The sequence below is a fragment of the Chryseobacterium sp. KLBC 52 genome (genome assembly GCF_003347605.1).
Taxonomy (GTDB): Bacteria; Bacteroidota; Bacteroidia; order Flavobacteriales; family Weeksellaceae; genus Chryseobacterium.
In genome coordinates this window covers 1-16,963 of the sequence record NZ_QDFZ01000027.1, presented here as the reverse complement: position 1 = coordinate 16,963, position 16,963 = coordinate 1, and the positions used below count along the sequence as shown (strand labels likewise).

Sequence of the window (16,963 nt, the reverse complement as noted above, 5' to 3'; positions counted from 1 at the left end):
CAAAAACAAATTACAAACAGAAACGCTAAATAAAGACATTTCCAGAATAAAATGGAAAATTTGACTAACACATATCAGTCTTTTTTTGCACCCGCTAATTACTTTTTTAGCGGTTATTTTAGTTTTTCTGCTTCTTATTATAGAAATTTCAGAACGTATTACCGATTTTATTGGTACTGTTAACTGAATTTCTTTCCAAAAAATACAGGAGAAGTAGAGCCCTATTATTTTCCTGATTCCTTTAAACAATTTTTGAACGGCATTTTTTGAAAAGAATTATAAATTAAATTTTATAATCCAAAGGGCTATTGCTGTTAACGAAAAAATTATATAAAAAAACAATAAAATTTAGAATAATGAATTTAAATGATTTAAAAAATGAGTGGATCGATGGGCTTACACAGCCTCTAATGATTGCAGGACCATGCAGCGCTGAAAGTGAAGCTCAAATGCTTGAAACGGCCAGGAGAATCAAAGAATCCAATGCCAATGTATCCGTATTCCGTGCAGGAATCTGGAAACCCCGTACCAAACCAAACGGTTTTGAAGGAGTAGGAGTGATCGGTTTGAACTGGCTGAAAAAAGTAAAAGAAGAGTACGGTTTTAAAACAGCAACTGAGGTAGCCAACGCACACCATGTCTTTGCAGCCCTTGAAGCAGATGTAGATGTTCTTTGGATCGGAGCACGTTCTACAGTGAACCCGTTTACAGTACAGGAAATTGCGATGGCTTTAAGAGGAACAGATAAGCCTGTATTCGTGAAAAACCCTGTTAATCCGGATCTTGCATTATGGATTGGTGCTTTGGAAAGGCTTTTAGGACAGGATATTAAAAACCTGGGAGTTATTCACAGAGGATTTTCAACCTACCAGAAAACAAAATACAGAAACAACCCGAACTGGCAGATTGCCCTTGATTTCAAGAGTCAGTTTCCAAATATTCCAATGTTAATCGACCCTTCTCACATCTGCGGAAACCGAACTGGTCTTGCTGATATTACACAGGAAGCCCTTAACGTAGGATACCAGGGAGCGATCATTGAATCTCACTGCAATCCTGATGAAGCTTGGAGTGATGCTTCACAGCAAATTACTCCGGAAGTTCTTGCAGACCTTATCGGAAATCTGAAAGTGAGAAGTTCTAATCTTGCTGGTTTTGAAGGAGAGATGGGAAGACACAGAACTCTGATCTCTGATCTTGACTTCCAGTTAATTGAACTTCTTTCTCAAAGAATGAAAATTTCTGAAAAGATCGGTAAACTTAAAAAAGAGAACGACATTGCGATCTTCCAGCCTGAACGTTGGAAAGTGATCACTGAATACGCTACTCAAAAAGCAAAAGAAACAGGGATGTCTCAGGAGTTTATTGAAAAAGTATTCAAGGCAATTCACGAAGAGTCTATTGAAGTTCAGAATAATATTATGATTGAGAGATAAGCTGTGGATAAAAAGTAAAAGAGATAATACTTCTACTAAATTTTCAGCTTAAAAAATAAATTAGGGCTTAGACATCAGCATTTAGGGCAATTGAAACATGTGTTTTTAAACCTATTTCCTGAATGCTAAGCCCTAATTGCGTATATTTGCACCAGCATTATCTATGAAAGGAAAAATCATTAAATCTACAGGCAGTTGGTACCAGGTTTTGGAATTGGAAACACATAAAATTTTCGAGGCCAGAATCAGGGGGAAATTCAAATTAATAAAAACCAGACTTACCAATCCACTTGCAGTAGGAGATTTTGTTGAGTTTCAACTGGAGCAGGATGATATCGCATGGATCACAAAAATTGAACCGCGCTCCAATTATCTGATTAGAAAATCAGTAAACCTTTCAAAAGAAGCCCATATTATTGCGTCCAATATTGATTTGGCATGCTTTATCTTTACTCTGAAACATCCTGAAACCTCTTTAGGATTTCTGGACAGGTTTCTGGCATGCTGTGAAGCCTATAATATTACTCCACTGATTCTTTTTAATAAGATCGATGTTTTACACGAAGAAGAAATTGAAATTGTAAAGGACATTGAATTCCTATATCAGGAAATTGGATATGATACTTTGGAAATTTCGTCCTATTCAAAATTGAATCTGGATCAGCTTCAGGATATTCTTAAAGATAAAACCTCAGTGTTCTTCGGTCACTCAGGTTGTGGAAAGTCTACTTTAGTAAATGCTTTGCAGCCGGGATTAAACTTAAAAACGTCTGAGATTTCTGACACTCACCTGAAAGGAAAGCACACCACAACTTTCGCCCAGATGCATTTCTGGCATTTGGGCGGAAACGTTATCGATACTCCGGGTGTTCGTGAATTTGCAATGATCGATATTGAAAAAGAAGAAGTACAGCATTACTTCCCTGAAATTTTTAAAAAGCGAGAAGAGTGCAAGTTTCACAACTGTCTTCATATCAATGAACCGAAATGTGCTGTTATCGATGCTCTTGAAACAGGCGAGATTCAGCATTCGCGTTACGCTACTTACATTAAATTGATGGACGAGGCAGAAGAAGCTTCCCAAAAATAATCAATAAAATCCTTTATTTAAAAGGGACAGATTTTGTTAGAAATAATACAGAGACTATCATTAGATGGTCTCTTTTTTTTGTTTAGAACTGTTTTGCCGAAATGGCACCCTTGTCAAGGTTTCAAACCTTGACAAGGGTCACTTTCTTAAAGAATAATATTTACTGTTATTATTTTTTTAAAGATCAATTTAATGTATTCTGGATATTTTATTTCTTGTAATTATTTTTTTTAATTTTAAATGAAAAAAATATTCATTTTTAAATAACTCTACTTTTCAACTTTACAATTTTGGCAGATAACTCCACTTTTGTCATATTTCTGACCACCATGAGATTGGATTTTTAAAAAATTAAATTATTTCACCAATTGAAACAAAATGGAGAAAATCATTAAATATGATCCAATATTAATTGTAAAATTATATAATTAGTAAAAAATAAGGCTGTTTTTTGCAAATAAAAAACCCAGCCGAAGCTGGGTAAAAACTAATAACCATGAAAACTCAAATTAAACATGAGAATCGGAATAGAATAAACAATTACTGTGCCAAAGTTTAGTTTACGATTTCTTAATAAAAGTTATTTTTATGTTAAAAAAAAATTAAAATAAAAATCAAAGATATTTTTTGTAATTTTGCGCCATTAAAAAAATATACATTTATGTCTAACATTACATTCACTATGATTAAGCCTGATGCTGTTGCTGACGGACATATCGGTGCTATATTGGGTAAGATTGCTGAAGGAGGTTTTAAAATCAAAGCTTTAAAATTAACTCAGCTTACAGTTGCTGATGCAAAAAAATTCTATGAAGTACATGCTGAAAGACCATTTTATGGAGAATTAGTAGAATTCATGAGCTCTGGTCCTATCGTTGCTGCAGTTTTAGAAAAAGATAATGCAGTTGAAGACTTCAGAACATTAATTGGTGCTACTAACCCTGCAGAAGCTGCAGAAGGTACTATCAGAAAAATGTTTGCAAGAAGCATCGGAGAAAATGCTGTTCACGGTTCAGATTCTGACGAGAATGCATTAATCGAAGCTCAATTCCATTTTTCAGGAAGAGAGATTTTCTAAGAAAATCATCTTACAAAATAAAAAATCCGGAGAATTTTCTCCGGATTTTGTTTTTATATGAATTGATCTTTAAGATATACTAAAGATTGTTTTCGATAGCTCCCACATTTTCTCTGTAGAGTTCCAGAGGTTTATTCAGTAAGACAGCAATGACGGTCATTTGCTTATCCAATTTTTCCTTTGGAACGTCAATATAAATAATTCCCGGTCTGTCGCTCCAGTACAGCTTGTTGTAGATGGTATGAGGCAGCATAGTACCTTCGCCAACTACTCTTATTCTGGCAATCTCATTTTTTATTCCCTTCAGAGCAATAGGGCCGGTAGGTGCTCCTTCAACAAAAAGATAAAGCGTCTGTTTGTCTTTTGATAGAGCACTCATTCCTGAGTAATGACCAGCCGGAAGTCCTTTTCCTGTCTCAAATAAAGCTTCAGCATGCTTGCTTATCCATTCGATGGTTTCCGGATTTGTTTTAGACGTTTTCTTAATTTTCATGTCAAGGCCATCTTGGGTAAGACCTTCATGGGTAACTAAATTCTGATCATCGTTCAGAGCATTGGCGATATCATAGACGGCTTCCTGGATATTTTTGCTTTCAAGTATTTCGGGAAGAGAATATTTTTCCTTCTTAAAATCGGTCAAAAATGAAGGAGGGCTGTCAAAAGTAATTTCTGCCACAGTGACATCTTTGTCAAATTTTACATTGGAGAAATTCAGTGTCAGTGTTTTCTCAGCATTATAATCCATTGTAATAACAGCTGCCGGATCTCCGATGATCTTTACTGAAAGAGGTTTTGTTGCCAGTCCGTAAATTTTTGTGAATTTTTTGGTTTCTTCCAGATAAAGAAATAAAGATTTTTTAGAGGTCGACAAAGAAGATTTCCCTTTATAATTGTCAAAAGGAATACCGCGGGTGGTTTCATAGATGGCATGCTGGTTTTTTGACGTCCATCTCCCCAGGTTTTTCAGAATCTCAATTTGTTCTTCAGGAATCGTTCCATCGGATTTCGGACCCATATCAAGAAGGAGATTTCCTCCCATGCTAATTACATCTGCCAGGGTTCTGACAATCATATTGGGGGTTTTGTAATTTTTATCAAAAGGCTGATATCCCCAGGAATCATTCATGGTGTAGCAAAGCTCCCAGTACGGATTTTGTGGTGGAACAACAGGAATGCCCTGCTCAGGAGTATCATAATCTCCGTGATGATTGAGCCTTGAATTGATGATAATATTAGAATTGTATTTTTTGAGTAAATCCAGGGTCTGAGCCGCTTTCCATTCTTCGGAAGTATGCTCCCAGTCTCCATCGAACCAAAGAAGATCCGGGGAATATTGGGAAGAAAGTTCATTGAGCTGACCTTGATAATAGCTGATAAAATTCTGCCAGCGCTTTGGATCATTTTTGAGCTCGTAGCGTTTTTTTGTCCGGGTATTGATATCATAATACGGATGGCTCCAATCCGGCAACGAAAAATAAAGCCCTGTTTTTAATCCTGATTTTTTCAGAGCGGAAACAAAAGGAGTTAGCACATCTTTTTTAGCCAAAGAATTTTGAGGGATAGTTGTTGCTTTTTCTGCTCCTGAATTCCATAGTGAAACTCCGTCATGATGTTTTGTGGTAATGACAGCATATTTTGCTCCGGATTCCTTAATAAGGTTTACCCATTGCTCAGGCTGATATTTTGAAGCTGAAAAACCATTCAGCTGTTTCATATAATTTTCGTGATTAATATAATTATTGAAGAATGACCAGGATTCTGAGATTCCATCGACAGAGTAGATTCCCCAATGAATAAAAATTCCCAGTTTTGCTTTGTTGAACCATTCCATTTTTTTGCTGTTGTCAACCGCCTGAACCTGTGCATCGATACTATGTGCAGATAATATCAATCCAAGGAAAACAGCTTTAATCAGACTGCTTTTCATATATAGATTTATTTTAACATTAAATATAGATAAAGAAAACATTACAGAGTAGAATAGTTTCGGATATTTACTGATAATTGTTATCAAAACGTTTCTTATTATTGTATTTTTATAAATGGAACGTTTATTGTAAAATTATCTGAAAAAAGAAATTATGAAAATTCCAGCAATATTAATGGCGAGTTTATTAGCGGTAGGGGTATCTGCACAGACTACTAAACCTGAAGCTAAAACGAAAAAGCCTGTTAAAAAAGTAAAGAAAGCGACTTCCACGGATACGGCTGAAAAGAAAAAACCGGGAACACCCAAGCCGGTTGTTAAAAAAGATACCCTTGTGCTTCGTGGTCATGGTTGTCCTGCTTGCGGAATGGGGTAGAAGATGAGAAAGCCAATGTTAGGAGTATCCATGATGGCGGAACCGGATTTTGTTTCTGCTATTTTGCCATTATTACAGGATAATTCCATCGAAGTGATGGAATGGTCTTTTGATACCCTTTATCATACCAATGAGCCGGATTGGCTTCGGGATCTGTTGAATTTCTACGCTGAAAATAACCGCTTGATAGGACATGGGGTTTATTATTCTTTATTTGATGCAAGATGGACTGAAAGGCAGGAAGAATGGTTAAAAAAACTTAAAGAAGAGGTACGCCTGCGTAAATACAATCATATCACGGAACATTTTGGGTTCATGAACACTGAGAATTTTCATCAGGGAGTACCATTGCCGGTATCTTTACATTCCAAAACTTTACAAATAGGAAAAGACAGATTATACAGACTTCAGGATGCTGTAAGTATTCCTGTCGGGATAGAAAATCTGGCATTCTCATTTTCTATTGAAGATGTTAAAGAACAAGGCGTTTTTCTTGACAAGCTTACGGAAGATACCCATGGCTTTCTGATTCTTGATCTTCATAATATTTACTGCCAGTCCTGTAATTTCGAATTAGAGATGCACGAAATCATTGATTTGTATCCCCTGGACAAGGTAAAAGAAATTCATCTTTCCGGAGGAAGCTGGCAGGATAGCGTATATGGAAAAAAGCAGATGAGAAGGGATACTCATGATGATGTCATCCCTAAAGATATCCTTTCTGTGTTGCCCTCTGTGATGAAAAAATGTTCAAATCTGGAATATATTATCATTGAAAGACTAGGGCACACTTTGAAAACAGAAGAAGAAAGGAATAATTTTTTGGAAGATTTTAATAAAGTCAGAACAATCATTGAAACTTCAGACCTGAAGCTGAGGGAACAAAACGGTTGGTGTAAAGAGAAACTTAAATTTTCTGCTAAACCTCTGGAAGATTTGCTTTTACATGAAGAGCAGTCAAAGCTTACCCGACTTCTGTATGATAATGCAAATGTTGAAACCATTAAGGATCTGGACCTTCATTATTTCAAAACAGAAAACTGGGATGCTGAAATGATTCTTACTGCCCAGAATATCATTAAAAAATGGAATCCCTATTAATTCTATTCTCTGATAACCAAAATCAAAATATATGAAAATGACAACATTAGTATTGATCATTACCGCTGTCCTCACTGCTCTGATAGGAGGACTTTTCTATGCTTATTCGTGCTCGGTTGTTCTGGGGCTGGGAAAACTTTCTGATACAGAATATCTCAAGGCGATGCAGAATATTAACCGTGAAATTCTGAACCCCGTTTTCTTTATGAGCTTTATGGGAACGTTGATTTTTCTTCCTGTAGCTACATTTTTGCTCCGGAGCCAGCAGCCTGTTTTTATCTTTCTTCTTTTGGCCACACTGGCTTATCTGATTGGTGTTTTCGGTGTAACAGTTGCCGGAAATGTTCCGATGAATGACGCTTTAGATAAATTTGATATTTCCAATTCTACAGCAGAAGCCATCAGACAGATGCGGGAAAATTTTGAAAACAGATGGAATTTTCTGAATAATATCAGAACAGTCTTTTCAGTTATTTCGATCATTTTTGTAGTTTGCGCCTGTGTCTGGCATAAAGAATTATAATGGATTAAGTGAAAATACCTATTATTAAATTACGTATTTCTACCGATGTGTACGTCTGGTTTAATTCAGATCTTTGTGTTGTTAGCAAGATAGTTTTAAACATTTTCAAATAAGTTGAAAAAAAGATTATAACCAAGACGACTTAAATTTCCAAACAAGAGAAAAGGCAGCCAATGGCTGCCTTTTGTTTATTATTTTTGATCCTTTTATATCTTTAAAAGTTCAATGGTTCTTTCCGGACTTTCCGCTGAGAAAACAGCATTTCCTGCAACAAGAACATCAGCTCCGGCTTCAAATAATTTAGAAGCGTTGTCAAGATTTACTCCTCCGTCTACCTCGATAAGTGCGGTAGAGTTGTTACTTAAGATCAGATCCTTGGTTTCTGCAATCTTTTTGTAAGTATTTTCAATGAACTTCTGTCCTCCAAATCCTGGATTTACACTCATTAATAATACAAGATCTACATCTGCAATAATGTCTTCAAGCATTAATACCGGAGTAGAAGGATTTAAAACAACACCTGCTTTTGCTCCTTTGCTCTGAATGTGATGAATAGTTCTGTGAAGATGAGTACATGCCTCATAATGTACAGAAACAAGATCAGCACCATGGTTGATGAATTCATCAACATATTTCTCAGGTTCCACGATCATCAGGTGAACATCTACAAATTTTTTAGCATGCTGCTGAACGGTTTTCATTACCGGAAAACCAAAAGAAATGTTAGGAACAAATCTTCCGTCCATGACATCAATGTGGAACCAGTCGGCCTGAGAATTGTTCAGCATTTCAATGTCTCTCTGCAGATTCCCAAAGTCTGCTGATAAAAGGGATGGAGCAATAAGCTTCGTTTTCATTTTTACTTTTTATACTTTTACTTAGATTTCTTTCTTTAAAATGGATTAACAACCAAAAAATAATACAGAGAAATACCTCCGAATAGAATAGCCTCAATGATTGTTAATTTGATATTGTTAATTTTAATAACTAATAATCTGTCAATTATAAATAATCCTAAAGGTACAACGCTGACAATTAACAACATCTCAAGAATCATATTATATGCCGACCCTATTTTGGGAGGATCAAATATTTTATATACAGCCAGAAAGATGATGTAACTAAAAAAGACAGCAGTTAAAACCGATATAAAAGTTGGTTTCCGGATCAGATGATAAAAGACCTTTTTCATTGTAATTAATGATACTTCAGTTTCATTTCCGGCTTGATCTTAAGAACTGTTTCATAGATAAGTTTAATGACATTACCTACATCTTCTTTAGATACCATTTCTACCGTAGTATGCATATATCGCAAAGGTAAGGAAATTAAAGCACTTGGTACTCCGCCGTTGGAATGGGCGAAGGCATCTGTGTCAGTTCCCGTTGCTCTGCTGGCGGCAGCTCTCTGGAAAGGAATTTTCTTGGTCTTTGCAGTATCAATAATCAGTTCTCTGATGGTGTGGTGAACGCTTGGAGCGAAGAATACTACCGGCCCGGCACCACATTTCTGATCTCCTTCTTTTTTCTTTTCAATCATTGGAGTGGTAGTGTCATGGGTAACATCTGTTACAATGGCAATATTCGGTTTGATGGTGTCAGCAATCATGTCTGCTCCGTATAAACCTACTTCTTCCTGTACGGAGTTGGTAATATAAAGCCCGAATGGGATTGATTTCTTATTTTCTTTTAAAAGTCTGGCTACTTCAGCAATCATAAAACCGCCGATTCTGTTATCCAGGGCTCTGCAGACAAAATATCTGTCATTCATTTCAAAGAATTCATCCGGATAGGTGATCATACATCCTACAAAGATTCCCATTTCTTCTACCTCTTTTTTAGAAGTAGCGCCACAGTCGATGAAGATATTCTCGATTTTTGGAGTAGGCTCATTCTGGTTGGTTCTGGTATGAATCGCAGGCCATCCGAATACTCCTTTTACAATTCCGTTTTCACCGTGAATATGAACCACTTTTGAAGGGGCGATGGTCTGATCTGAACCTCCGTTTCTGATGACGTAGATCAATCCGTCATCTGTAATATAATTGACATACCATGATATCTCATCAGCGTGTGCCTCAATCACTACCTTAAATTCAGCTTCAGGATTGATGATTCCGTAGCAGGTTCCGTAATGATCTACTTCTATTTTATCCACATAAGGTCTGATGTAGTCCATCCAGACTTCTTGTCCTTTGTGTTCGTAACCTGTTGGAGATGATGTGTTTAAATATTTCTCTAAAAATTTCAAAGATTTCTTTTCAAATTTCATAAAAAGGAATGATTTTTGCGTTTAATTTTTCTTCTTATAAGTGTAAAAATAATGAATTTTAGTAAGATTATCTGCCTTTTTATCTTCTTTTTTGGAGTCAGTGTTTTTGGTCAGAAAGATGGAATAGTGGCAAAACCACTCAATCAGTATCCGCCTGAATCCCTGAAAGTGGATGAATTTGGGAATAAATATTATTACGACGAACAGCAAAAGATCAAAGTGTATGAGATCAATGGCGAACCGGTAGTAGTATTAGATGAGCTGGTTTTGGTTAATAAACCGAGGTTTAACAATCAGCTGGATAAGAATTACTATTATTTTCTGAATAAAAAGCTCTACAGAGTATATCCGTTATTTGTTACCGCATTGCAGCAGTACAGAGATATACAGAAAGATATGACTGATCTGGACAGCAAAGCCAAAAGAAAGTTTGTAAGAGAAAGACAAAATATGCTTGCTGATCAATATGAAAAACAATTAAGAGATCTTACAACTACTGAAGGACAGGTTTTTGCAAAGCTGATGAACAGGGCAACCGGAAAAAACGTATTTGAGATTATCAAAGAATTAAGAGGCGGATGGAGTGCTTTCTGGTGGAATGTAAAAGGAAAAATGGCTGATATTGATTTGAAAGAACGCTATGATCCTCATAGCAACAGAAGTGATGAATTCATAGAATCATTACTGCAGTCTAATTGGAATTCCGGTTATCTCCAGCCTTATCCCGGAGCGAACGATTTTAAAGTAAAGAAATAATATAATAAAATTCCTGTAAGAATACTTACAGGAATTTTTCTTTTAATTTGTCAAATACAATTTTATCTATGGGCAGAGGAAAAGGATTATCCGGTCTGTCGATATCAATCCATTCTGTTTTTTCGATGCAGGGATCCAAAATAATAAAGTCTTCCTCGTTAACGATGTCTACTATATAATATATGGTAAGAAGCTGCTCATTTTCTTTGAAACGCGATACCAGAAAGTTTTCCTGAGTATAGAAATGCTCCAGCACATTGATTTTTACATTCAGTTCTTCATCAAACTCGCGATGCAGACATTCCAGTACTCCTTCACCGTATTCCAATCCGCCGCCCGGAAATTTCATTAAAGGCTCGCCGGCATATTCTTCAAATAGAGTCAGAACTTGTTTATCTTTTACTGCACATGCATACACTCTGATGTTGATCTTATCTATCATATATATAATGTATAATATTTTGTATAGCTAATGTAAGGAATTTTGTTGGAAAAAGCCGGAAGTTGGAAGCTTGAAACTGGAAGTTTAATACTATCTATTTTAATAATATGAATCAATGCATCTTATATATTAATTGTTGTTTTAAAATAAAAAATCAAAATTAATTAAGTACTCGGCTGTAAACATCCAGCTTCCATCTTCAAGCTTCCTTCTACAACTTAATTGCATTAATCATCTCTCTCTTTCCTGGAGGTCCCTGTTTTTTCTCGACCTGGAAATTCAGCTCCTGAAGAATTCTTCTTACGCTGCCTTTAGATGAGTAGGTGGTTAATAATCCGTTAATGGCCATTTTGTCAGAAACCAGTTCGAATAATGGCTTTTCCCAAAGGTCTGGCTGTACTCTGGCTCCAAAACAGTCGAAATAGACGAGGTTGATTTTTGGCAGATCAATGTCTTTCAGGTCGAAAAAATCACATTCTATCTTTTTTAAATTGAATCCACTAATGATTTCTACTGACTTTTCCCAATCTGCCAGATGAATTTTCTGATAAATATTTTTAAACTCTGGGTTATCGAAAAGTTCAAAGTAAGCCAAATCCTTAACTTCGGATTCATTTATGGGGTATTTTTCGAGCGAAAAATAATTGATGACATGATTTTTGTCAGTTTTTAAATATTCATTAATTGTTACCAAAACATTCAAACCTGTTCCAAAACCGAGTTCTAAAATATTAATTTCGCAATCATTTATCAAATTAAGTCCATTTTTGATAAACACGTGTTCGGCTTCCTGCAGGGCTCCGTGATGAGAATGGTAGTTTTCATTTAAATCATTGATAAACAATGTTTTACTTCCGTCGTTTGTGGTCTTTATTTCTCTTTTCAAGCTATTTTTTTGTCAAATTTACTCTAAAATTTTTATATTTAGAAAATTATGTTAAATTTGTAGAACATCGTAAAAATTTTAAAAAATGATAATTCAAAAAACTGAAAACTCCAGAATTTCTACATTTGACCCTAACAATTTTTCATTTGGTGGTACTTTTATTGATCATATGATCATTTGTGAGTACGAAGATGGGAAATGGGGTGATGTAAAATTAGTTCCTTACGGTCCGATTCCATTTACACCTGCCATGATGGGAGTAAACTATGGACAAGCTTGTTTTGAAGGTATGAAAGCCTATAAAGACAAAGACGGGCAGGTTTTCCTTTTCAGGCCAGAAAAGAATTTTGAACGTATCAATAAGTCAGCGAAGCGTCTTGCTATGCCGGAAGTGACTGAAGAAATGTTTTTAGACGGATTAAAGGCGTTAGTAGATATTGACAGAGAGTGGATTCCACAGGGGGAAGGAATGTCTCTTTATATCAGACCTTTGATTTTTGCTACAGAAGAAGCTTTGAAAGCAAGAGTATCTAATAAATATATGTTTGCCATCGTTGCAACACCTGCGAAGAGCTACTATTCTGAGCCGGTATCTGTGAAAATCTCTGATCACTATTCAAGAGCTGCAAACGGAGGAGTAGGATCTGCAAAAGCTGCAGGTAACTATGCTGCTTCTTTCTATCCAACTCAGTTGGCCATTGAAGAAGGGTATGAGCAAATCATCTGGACGGATGATGCTACTCACGAATATTTTGAAGAGAGTGGTACAATGAATGTATTTGTAAGAATTAACGATACCATCTATACACCTCCGACGTCTGAGAAAATCCTTGACGGAGTAACAAGAGACAGCTTCATCCAGTTAGCTAAGAAAAGAGGTATTGAAGTAAAAGTTGAGCCAATTCCTGTGAAAACAGTGATTGAAGCTTTAAAGAATGGGGAGCTTAAAGAAGTATGGGGAGTAGGTACAGCAGTAGTAACTACACAGTTCCAGGCTTTAGGATACCAGGGTGAAAAACTTGAGCTTCCAAGATTGTCAGATGAAGAAAGCTACGCAGCTCTTCTTAAGAAAGATTTGGTAGATCTTCAAAACAACCTGTCTGAAGATCCATTCGGATGGAGAGTGATGGTAGATCACGCTTTGGAAACAGTATAATAGTATTGATATAACAATATGAAAGCCGGGTTTTTCCCGGCTTTTTCGTATCTATGTATGTACTAAAATATACGAAACGTTTTGGCGGAGATCAATGCCTTACAACATTTACATATTTCTGGGTCAAGTTTTGTAATTGATTCGCGAAATGTGTATTTTCGCAAAAGTTTATGAAAAAAATACTCTTCATATCAGCCATAAGCCTGTTGAGCTGCAACAGAAATGCACAGACGGCCCATCCTCCTGTAGGCGGGGTTTTAAGCCAAAAAGATCTGGATGTTTCCAAGAACAGGATGAAAAATTTGAATGTCATAGAAAGAGAGCAGATTCAGGATTGGATCAGCGGTCAGTCTGTGAAGTATTATCCTACGCAGCTTAATTATTGGGTAACGGTAGAAGGTTATGATCAAAGGGAAAGAAGGAAAGATGAAACTACAGTTTCCTATTCTTATGATCTGTATGATTTTGATCAGACGAAAATCTACGATCAGCCTTTTGAAAGAAGAGATGCCAGATTCGGGCACTTTGATGAACTGAGAGCAGTGGAAAACGCTTTGCGTTTTATACGTGATGGAGAGGAAGTAACTCTTTTGGTACCGTCTTCTTTGGCCTACGGAACGTACGGAGACGAAAAAAAAATAGACAACGATATTCCATTAATCATAAAATTAAAAGCATTATAATACATGAAATTGTTTAACAAGAATATAATTCTGGCAGCGGCAAGTATTTCGCTGATGAGTTGTACCCCAATTTATAAAAAAATGAACGTAGACAAAGAAACTTACGAAGGTCTTAATGACGGACTTTATGCCAATCTTCAAACTACAAAAGGTAACCTGATTGTAAAATTTGAAGACAAAAAAGCACCAGTAACTGTAGCCAACTTTATCGGTCTTGCAGAAGGGAAAATCGACAACAAAGCTAAGGCTAAAGGAGTTCCTTACTATGACGGAACTATTTTCCACAGAGTAATCAAAGATTTCATGATCCAGGGTGGTGATCCTCAGGGAACTGGAATGGGAGATCCTGGATATAAATTCGAGGATGAGAAAAACGACCTTAAGCACACAGGGAAGGGAATTCTTTCTATGGCGAACTCCGGACCTAATTCAAACGGATCTCAGTTCTTTATCACAGAAGTAGCTACGCCTTGGTTAGATGGAAGACATACGATCTTCGGAAAAGTGGTAAAAGGAAATGAGGTAATTGACGCTATTGCTAACGTTGAAAAAGGAGCTCAGGATAAACCTAAAACGGATATCGTTTTAGAAAAAGTTTCTGTTTTCAGCAAAGGTGATGAGTATAAGCATTACGATGCAGCTAAAACTTTCAACGAAGGAAAAGCTAAAATCGCAGAAAACAACAAAGCTTTCATCGCTAAAGAAGAAGCTGAAAAAAAGAAAAGAGAAGAAGAGTTCAAAGCTAACCAGGAGAAATTGGTTGAAAACCTGAAAGCTGGTATGCAAAAAACTGAATCTGGTCTTTATTATAAAATCACAAAAACAGCTGGCGGAAAAGCTCCAAAAGCTGGTGACAACGTATCTGTACACTATGCAGGTAAATTGGTAGACGGAACTGAATTTGATTCTTCATTCAAGAGAAACGAACCAATCGAAATTCCAATCGGAATGGGAAGAGTAATCAAAGGATGGGATGAAGGTATCCTGTTATTGAAAGAAGGTGAAACTGCTACATTATTGATCCCGCCAGCAATGGCTTACGGAGAAAGAGGAGCAGGAGGAGTGATCCCGCCAAATTCCTGGTTAGTTTTCGATGTTGAGCTTGTAAAAGTAAAATAATTGAATCTTCAAAATAGTATCAAAAGCCGTCCGAAAGGATGGCTTTTTTTATTTCGTTCAAATATATTCTGTAACGATTGGTGTATAGGCTACGACCCATTTTAGTAGCTGGAAAGATTAACAGCTTTTCCGGTAAAAGTAATTTTCAAATTTTATAATAACCATTCAACCATGAAAACCAAATCACTTCTGTTTCTGTTTGTTCTGCTGTCATCTATGACTTTTTCACAGACTAAGGCCAATCCTGATGACCCAACGATAAAAAAATCACTTACTTATTTTGTCAACAGTATTCAATCTAAACAGATAGAGCAGGCAGTAAGCTGTATCTATCCAAAATTCTTCACCATAGTTTCAAAAGAGCAGATGACGCAGATTTTGAATATGACTTACAATAATCCATTCATGAAAATTGAAGTACAGGATGTAAATTTTGGAAATATTGAGAAACCTGAACTCATTACCGGTGAATATTTTTCTATTACCCCTTATATTTTGAAACTGAAATGTAATGTCAGTTCCTTAAACGATGAGATGAAAAAGAAAATGACCAATGCCTTAACCGCTAAGTATGGCACAAACAATGTGAAGTACCTGGCCAACGAAGGTTCATATCTCATCAATGCCAGTATGAAAGCCTGTGCGGTTTCAAAAGATAAAAAGGCATGGAAATTTGTGATGCTTGAAAAGGAATATAAAAAAGAACTGGTGAAAATTTTACCTAAGAAAATTCTGGATAAGTTTTAAAGTTGAAAGTATTAATTTTTTATGACTAGTCCTGAAAAAGGTTGACTAGTTTAATATTTCAAATATACTTAGATCAGAGTAGGAATTTTCCTATTCTGATTTTGTTTTTTGTATGTTTTTAATTTCACGTTATTTTTCATATGCACTTGGCTAGGGATGTTATAATTTAGGGAAAAATGAGGTCTTAAATTATTATAATAATAAATTGATTGATCAAGCTGCTGTGAGAGATTCTTAAAGTTTTCAAAAGTATCAATCAATCCAAACTCATATTTCAGAATGCCGTTTACCCTCTCTGCTACAGCATTCTCATAAGGATCCGAGTTCTCGGTCATACTGATAAGAATATCACTTTTCCTTAACGTTTCAGTATATTCTTTACTACAATACTGCAATCCTCTGTCTGAATGATGAATTAAAGAATGTTTATACACCCTGTTCTTTATGGCTTGTTTTAATGCTTTCAATGTGGAGGCAGTCTGTAAATTATCACTTAGTTCATATCCTACAATTTTCTTTGAATAGGCATCGGTAATCAAATGAAGATAATAATTTTTCTCTTTAGTCTTCAGATAGGTAATATCTGCAACCCAAACTTTTTCTGAACATTTCAACTCCTTTTCTTTAATAATATTCGGGTATTTCTTCATCCAATGTCTGGAATTGGTTGTTTTAAAATAACTGTGTCTTCTGGGAATTAAAAGATAATTCGATCTTAAAAGTTGAAATAGCCGATCTCTTCCTATACGAAGATCCTCTTTTGAAAAATCATTTTTAAGTAATACATAAAGTTTTCGAGTCCCTATTTTAGGCATCTTCTTACGAATTGATAATACCAGTTCTATAATCCTTTTTTGATTATTGATAGAATCAGGCTGTTTCTTCCTTTTATAATAAGCTTGTTTACTGTATCCAAACAATCGGCAGATATCTTCCAGTGAAAGATTTGTATACGGCCTTATTTCCTGGATTGATTGGAACCAGACTTTTTTACAATTTCAATCTTCAACTCACGCTCTGCGATTTCTATAAATCTCTTAAACACTTTGAGCTCTTCTTCCTTTTTGGATAAAGCAGCTTCAAGCTCTTTAATCTTTTGTTTCTGTGGATCTTTCATAGGTCTGCCTTTACTTAATTGTTTTTCATAAGTAAAGTTACCATATTTTATTAACCAACTTGAAATGCATGAATTACCCCGAATATTGTATCGAGTTTGCAATTGGGATTTTGTATATAATCCCCGTTCATATTCAGAGACAACTTGTCGTTTGAATGCCTCACTGTATTCTTGGACAGGGGACGATGTTTTTTTTAGATTCATAAGGGTGACTAATTTTATGGTTTTTTAGTCAACCTTTTTCAGGACGAGACA

17 protein-coding genes are annotated in these 16,963 nt (G+C 35.8%); 11 read left to right on the top strand and 6 right to left on the bottom strand.

All coding sequences use genetic code 11. The annotated features are described in order from the left end of the window. Positions 1–356: 356 nt before the first annotated feature. The 3 genes from DDF69_RS21180 to DDF69_RS21170 all read left to right on the top strand — a co-directional run bounded on the left by DDF69_RS21180 (position 357) and on the right by DDF69_RS21170 (position 3,604). On the top strand, positions 357–1,436 hold the full coding sequence (locus tag DDF69_RS21180) for a chorismate mutase (protein ID WP_047431451.1): 1,080 nt from the start codon (positions 357–359) through the stop codon (positions 1,434–1,436). Between the two features lie 163 nt (positions 1,437–1,599). Beyond that, the gene (gene rsgA / locus DDF69_RS21175) at positions 1,600–2,526 is read left to right on the top strand and encodes a ribosome small subunit-dependent GTPase A (protein WP_114822531.1); all 927 of its coding nucleotides are present in this window, start codon (positions 1,600–1,602) and stop codon (positions 2,524–2,526) included. 661 nt (positions 2,527–3,187) lie between these two features. Beyond that, positions 3,188–3,604: a nucleoside-diphosphate kinase gene (locus DDF69_RS21170; RefSeq protein ID WP_034687444.1), complete on the top strand. Its 417-nt coding sequence runs from the start codon at positions 3,188–3,190 to the stop codon at positions 3,602–3,604. 79 nt (positions 3,605–3,683) lie between these two features. Here the strand turns inward: DDF69_RS21170 and DDF69_RS21165 are convergent, their stop codons facing one another. Continuing rightward, positions 3,684–5,531 carry an alpha-L-fucosidase gene (locus tag DDF69_RS21165; RefSeq protein ID WP_114822530.1) on the bottom strand — a complete coding sequence of 616 codons (1,848 nt, stop codon included), beginning with the start codon at positions 5,529–5,531 and terminating at the stop codon, positions 3,684–3,686. A gap of 154 nt (positions 5,532–5,685) precedes the next feature. Between DDF69_RS21165 and DDF69_RS21160 the strand changes: the two genes are divergently transcribed. The 3 genes from DDF69_RS21160 to DDF69_RS21150 are packed head-to-tail and all read left to right on the top strand — an operon-like array spanning position 5,686 to position 7,531. Then, positions 5,686–5,907 (top strand): hypothetical protein, encoded by a 222-nt coding sequence (locus tag DDF69_RS21160; protein ID WP_114822529.1) that lies wholly within the window; start codon positions 5,686–5,688, stop codon positions 5,905–5,907. A gap of 3 nt (positions 5,908–5,910) precedes the next feature. Beyond that, a complete protein-coding gene (locus tag DDF69_RS21155) occupies positions 5,911–7,008 on the top strand; it encodes a DUF692 family multinuclear iron-containing protein (protein ID WP_114822528.1) in 1,098 nt (365 codons plus the stop codon). Between the two features lie 37 nt (positions 7,009–7,045). After that, positions 7,046–7,531 (top strand): DUF1772 domain-containing protein, encoded by a 486-nt coding sequence (locus DDF69_RS21150; protein WP_228412071.1) that lies wholly within the window; start codon positions 7,046–7,048, stop codon positions 7,529–7,531. A gap of 206 nt (positions 7,532–7,737) precedes the next feature. On the opposite strand, the gene rpe is transcribed toward DDF69_RS21150, so the two are convergent. Both rpe and DDF69_RS21135 read right to left on the bottom strand, forming a co-directional pair. Further along, positions 7,738–8,388 (bottom strand): ribulose-phosphate 3-epimerase, encoded by a 651-nt coding sequence (gene rpe / locus DDF69_RS21145; RefSeq protein ID WP_034698534.1) that lies wholly within the window; start codon positions 8,386–8,388, stop codon positions 7,738–7,740. A 340-nt stretch (positions 8,389–8,728) separates the two neighbouring features. Then, entirely contained in the window at positions 8,729–9,802 is a 1,074-nt protein-coding gene (locus tag DDF69_RS21135; RefSeq protein ID WP_062670358.1) for a M42 family peptidase, read from the bottom strand. A gap of 51 nt (positions 9,803–9,853) precedes the next feature. Here DDF69_RS21135 and DDF69_RS21130 point away from each other — a divergent pair, with 51 nt between their 5' ends. Next, positions 9,854–10,558 carry a DUF4294 domain-containing protein gene (locus DDF69_RS21130; RefSeq protein ID WP_114822525.1) on the top strand — a complete coding sequence of 235 codons (705 nt, stop codon included), beginning with the start codon at positions 9,854–9,856 and terminating at the stop codon, positions 10,556–10,558. 25 nt (positions 10,559–10,583) lie between these two features. Here the strand turns inward: DDF69_RS21130 and DDF69_RS21125 are convergent, their stop codons facing one another. Both DDF69_RS21125 and mnmD read right to left on the bottom strand, forming a co-directional pair. Further along, a complete protein-coding gene (locus DDF69_RS21125) occupies positions 10,584–11,000 on the bottom strand; it encodes an NUDIX domain-containing protein (RefSeq protein WP_079241390.1) in 417 nt (138 codons plus the stop codon). 211 nt (positions 11,001–11,211) lie between these two features. After that, positions 11,212–11,886 (bottom strand): tRNA (5-methylaminomethyl-2-thiouridine)(34)-methyltransferase MnmD, encoded by a 675-nt coding sequence (mnmD, locus tag DDF69_RS21120; RefSeq protein WP_047431425.1) that lies wholly within the window; start codon positions 11,884–11,886, stop codon positions 11,212–11,214. 85 nt (positions 11,887–11,971) lie between these two features. On the opposite strand from mnmD, the gene DDF69_RS21115 reads away from it, so the two are divergent. The 4 genes from DDF69_RS21115 (at position 11,972) to DDF69_RS21100 (ending at position 15,591) form a co-directional block, all read left to right on the top strand. Continuing rightward, positions 11,972–13,042: a branched-chain amino acid aminotransferase gene (locus DDF69_RS21115; RefSeq protein WP_114822524.1), complete on the top strand. Its 1,071-nt coding sequence runs from the start codon at positions 11,972–11,974 to the stop codon at positions 13,040–13,042. 170 nt (positions 13,043–13,212) lie between these two features. Further along, positions 13,213–13,725 (top strand): FKBP-type peptidyl-prolyl cis-trans isomerase, encoded by a 513-nt coding sequence (locus DDF69_RS21110; RefSeq protein ID WP_114822523.1) that lies wholly within the window; start codon positions 13,213–13,215, stop codon positions 13,723–13,725. 81 nt (positions 13,726–13,806) lie between these two features. Further along, the gene (locus tag DDF69_RS21105) at positions 13,807–14,844 is read left to right on the top strand and encodes a peptidylprolyl isomerase (protein WP_228412073.1); all 1,038 of its coding nucleotides are present in this window, start codon (positions 13,807–13,809) and stop codon (positions 14,842–14,844) included. 171 nt (positions 14,845–15,015) lie between these two features. After that, positions 15,016–15,591 (top strand): hypothetical protein, encoded by a 576-nt coding sequence (locus DDF69_RS21100; protein WP_114822522.1) that lies wholly within the window; start codon positions 15,016–15,018, stop codon positions 15,589–15,591. A 68-nt stretch (positions 15,592–15,659) separates the two neighbouring features. Here the strand turns inward: DDF69_RS21100 and DDF69_RS21095 are convergent. Beyond that, a protein-coding gene (locus DDF69_RS21095) for an IS3 family transposase (RefSeq protein WP_114822321.1) occupies positions 15,660–16,912 on the bottom strand; the annotation gives its coding sequence in 2 pieces (ribosomal slippage) (positions 15,660–16,585 and positions 16,585–16,912; 1,254 coding nt in all). Positions 16,913–16,963 lie beyond the last annotated feature (51 nt).

Excerpts from the sequence above, each read along its gene's own strand:
- DDF69_RS21180 (WP_047431451.1), top strand. The coding sequence starts at position 357 with ATGAATTTAAATGATTTAAAAAATGAGTGGATCGATGGGCTTACACAG.
- rsgA (WP_114822531.1), top strand. The coding sequence starts at position 1,600 with ATGAAAGGAAAAATCATTAAATCTACAGGCAGTTGGTACCAGGTTTTG.
- DDF69_RS21170 (WP_034687444.1), top strand. The coding sequence starts at position 3,188 with ATGTCTAACATTACATTCACTATGATTAAGCCTGATGCTGTTGCTGAC.
- DDF69_RS21165 (WP_114822530.1), bottom strand. The coding sequence starts at position 5,531 with ATGAAAAGCAGTCTGATTAAAGCTGTTTTCCTTGGATTGATATTATCT.
- DDF69_RS21160 (WP_114822529.1), top strand. The coding sequence starts at position 5,686 with ATGAAAATTCCAGCAATATTAATGGCGAGTTTATTAGCGGTAGGGGTA.
- DDF69_RS21155 (WP_114822528.1), top strand. The coding sequence starts at position 5,911 with ATGAGAAAGCCAATGTTAGGAGTATCCATGATGGCGGAACCGGATTTT.
- DDF69_RS21150 (WP_228412071.1), top strand. The coding sequence starts at position 7,046 with ATGACAACATTAGTATTGATCATTACCGCTGTCCTCACTGCTCTGATA.
- rpe (WP_034698534.1), bottom strand. The coding sequence starts at position 8,388 with ATGAAAACGAAGCTTATTGCTCCATCCCTTTTATCAGCAGACTTTGGG.
- DDF69_RS21135 (WP_062670358.1), bottom strand. The coding sequence starts at position 9,802 with ATGAAATTTGAAAAGAAATCTTTGAAATTTTTAGAGAAATATTTAAAC.
- DDF69_RS21130 (WP_114822525.1), top strand. The coding sequence starts at position 9,854 with ATGAATTTTAGTAAGATTATCTGCCTTTTTATCTTCTTTTTTGGAGTC.
- DDF69_RS21125 (WP_079241390.1), bottom strand. The coding sequence starts at position 11,000 with ATGATAGATAAGATCAACATCAGAGTGTATGCATGTGCAGTAAAAGAT.
- DDF69_RS21115 (WP_114822524.1), top strand. The coding sequence starts at position 11,972 with ATGATAATTCAAAAAACTGAAAACTCCAGAATTTCTACATTTGACCCT.
- DDF69_RS21110 (WP_114822523.1), top strand. The coding sequence starts at position 13,213 with ATGAAAAAAATACTCTTCATATCAGCCATAAGCCTGTTGAGCTGCAAC.
- DDF69_RS21105 (WP_228412073.1), top strand. The coding sequence starts at position 13,807 with ATGAACGTAGACAAAGAAACTTACGAAGGTCTTAATGACGGACTTTAT.
- DDF69_RS21100 (WP_114822522.1), top strand. The coding sequence starts at position 15,016 with ATGAAAACCAAATCACTTCTGTTTCTGTTTGTTCTGCTGTCATCTATG.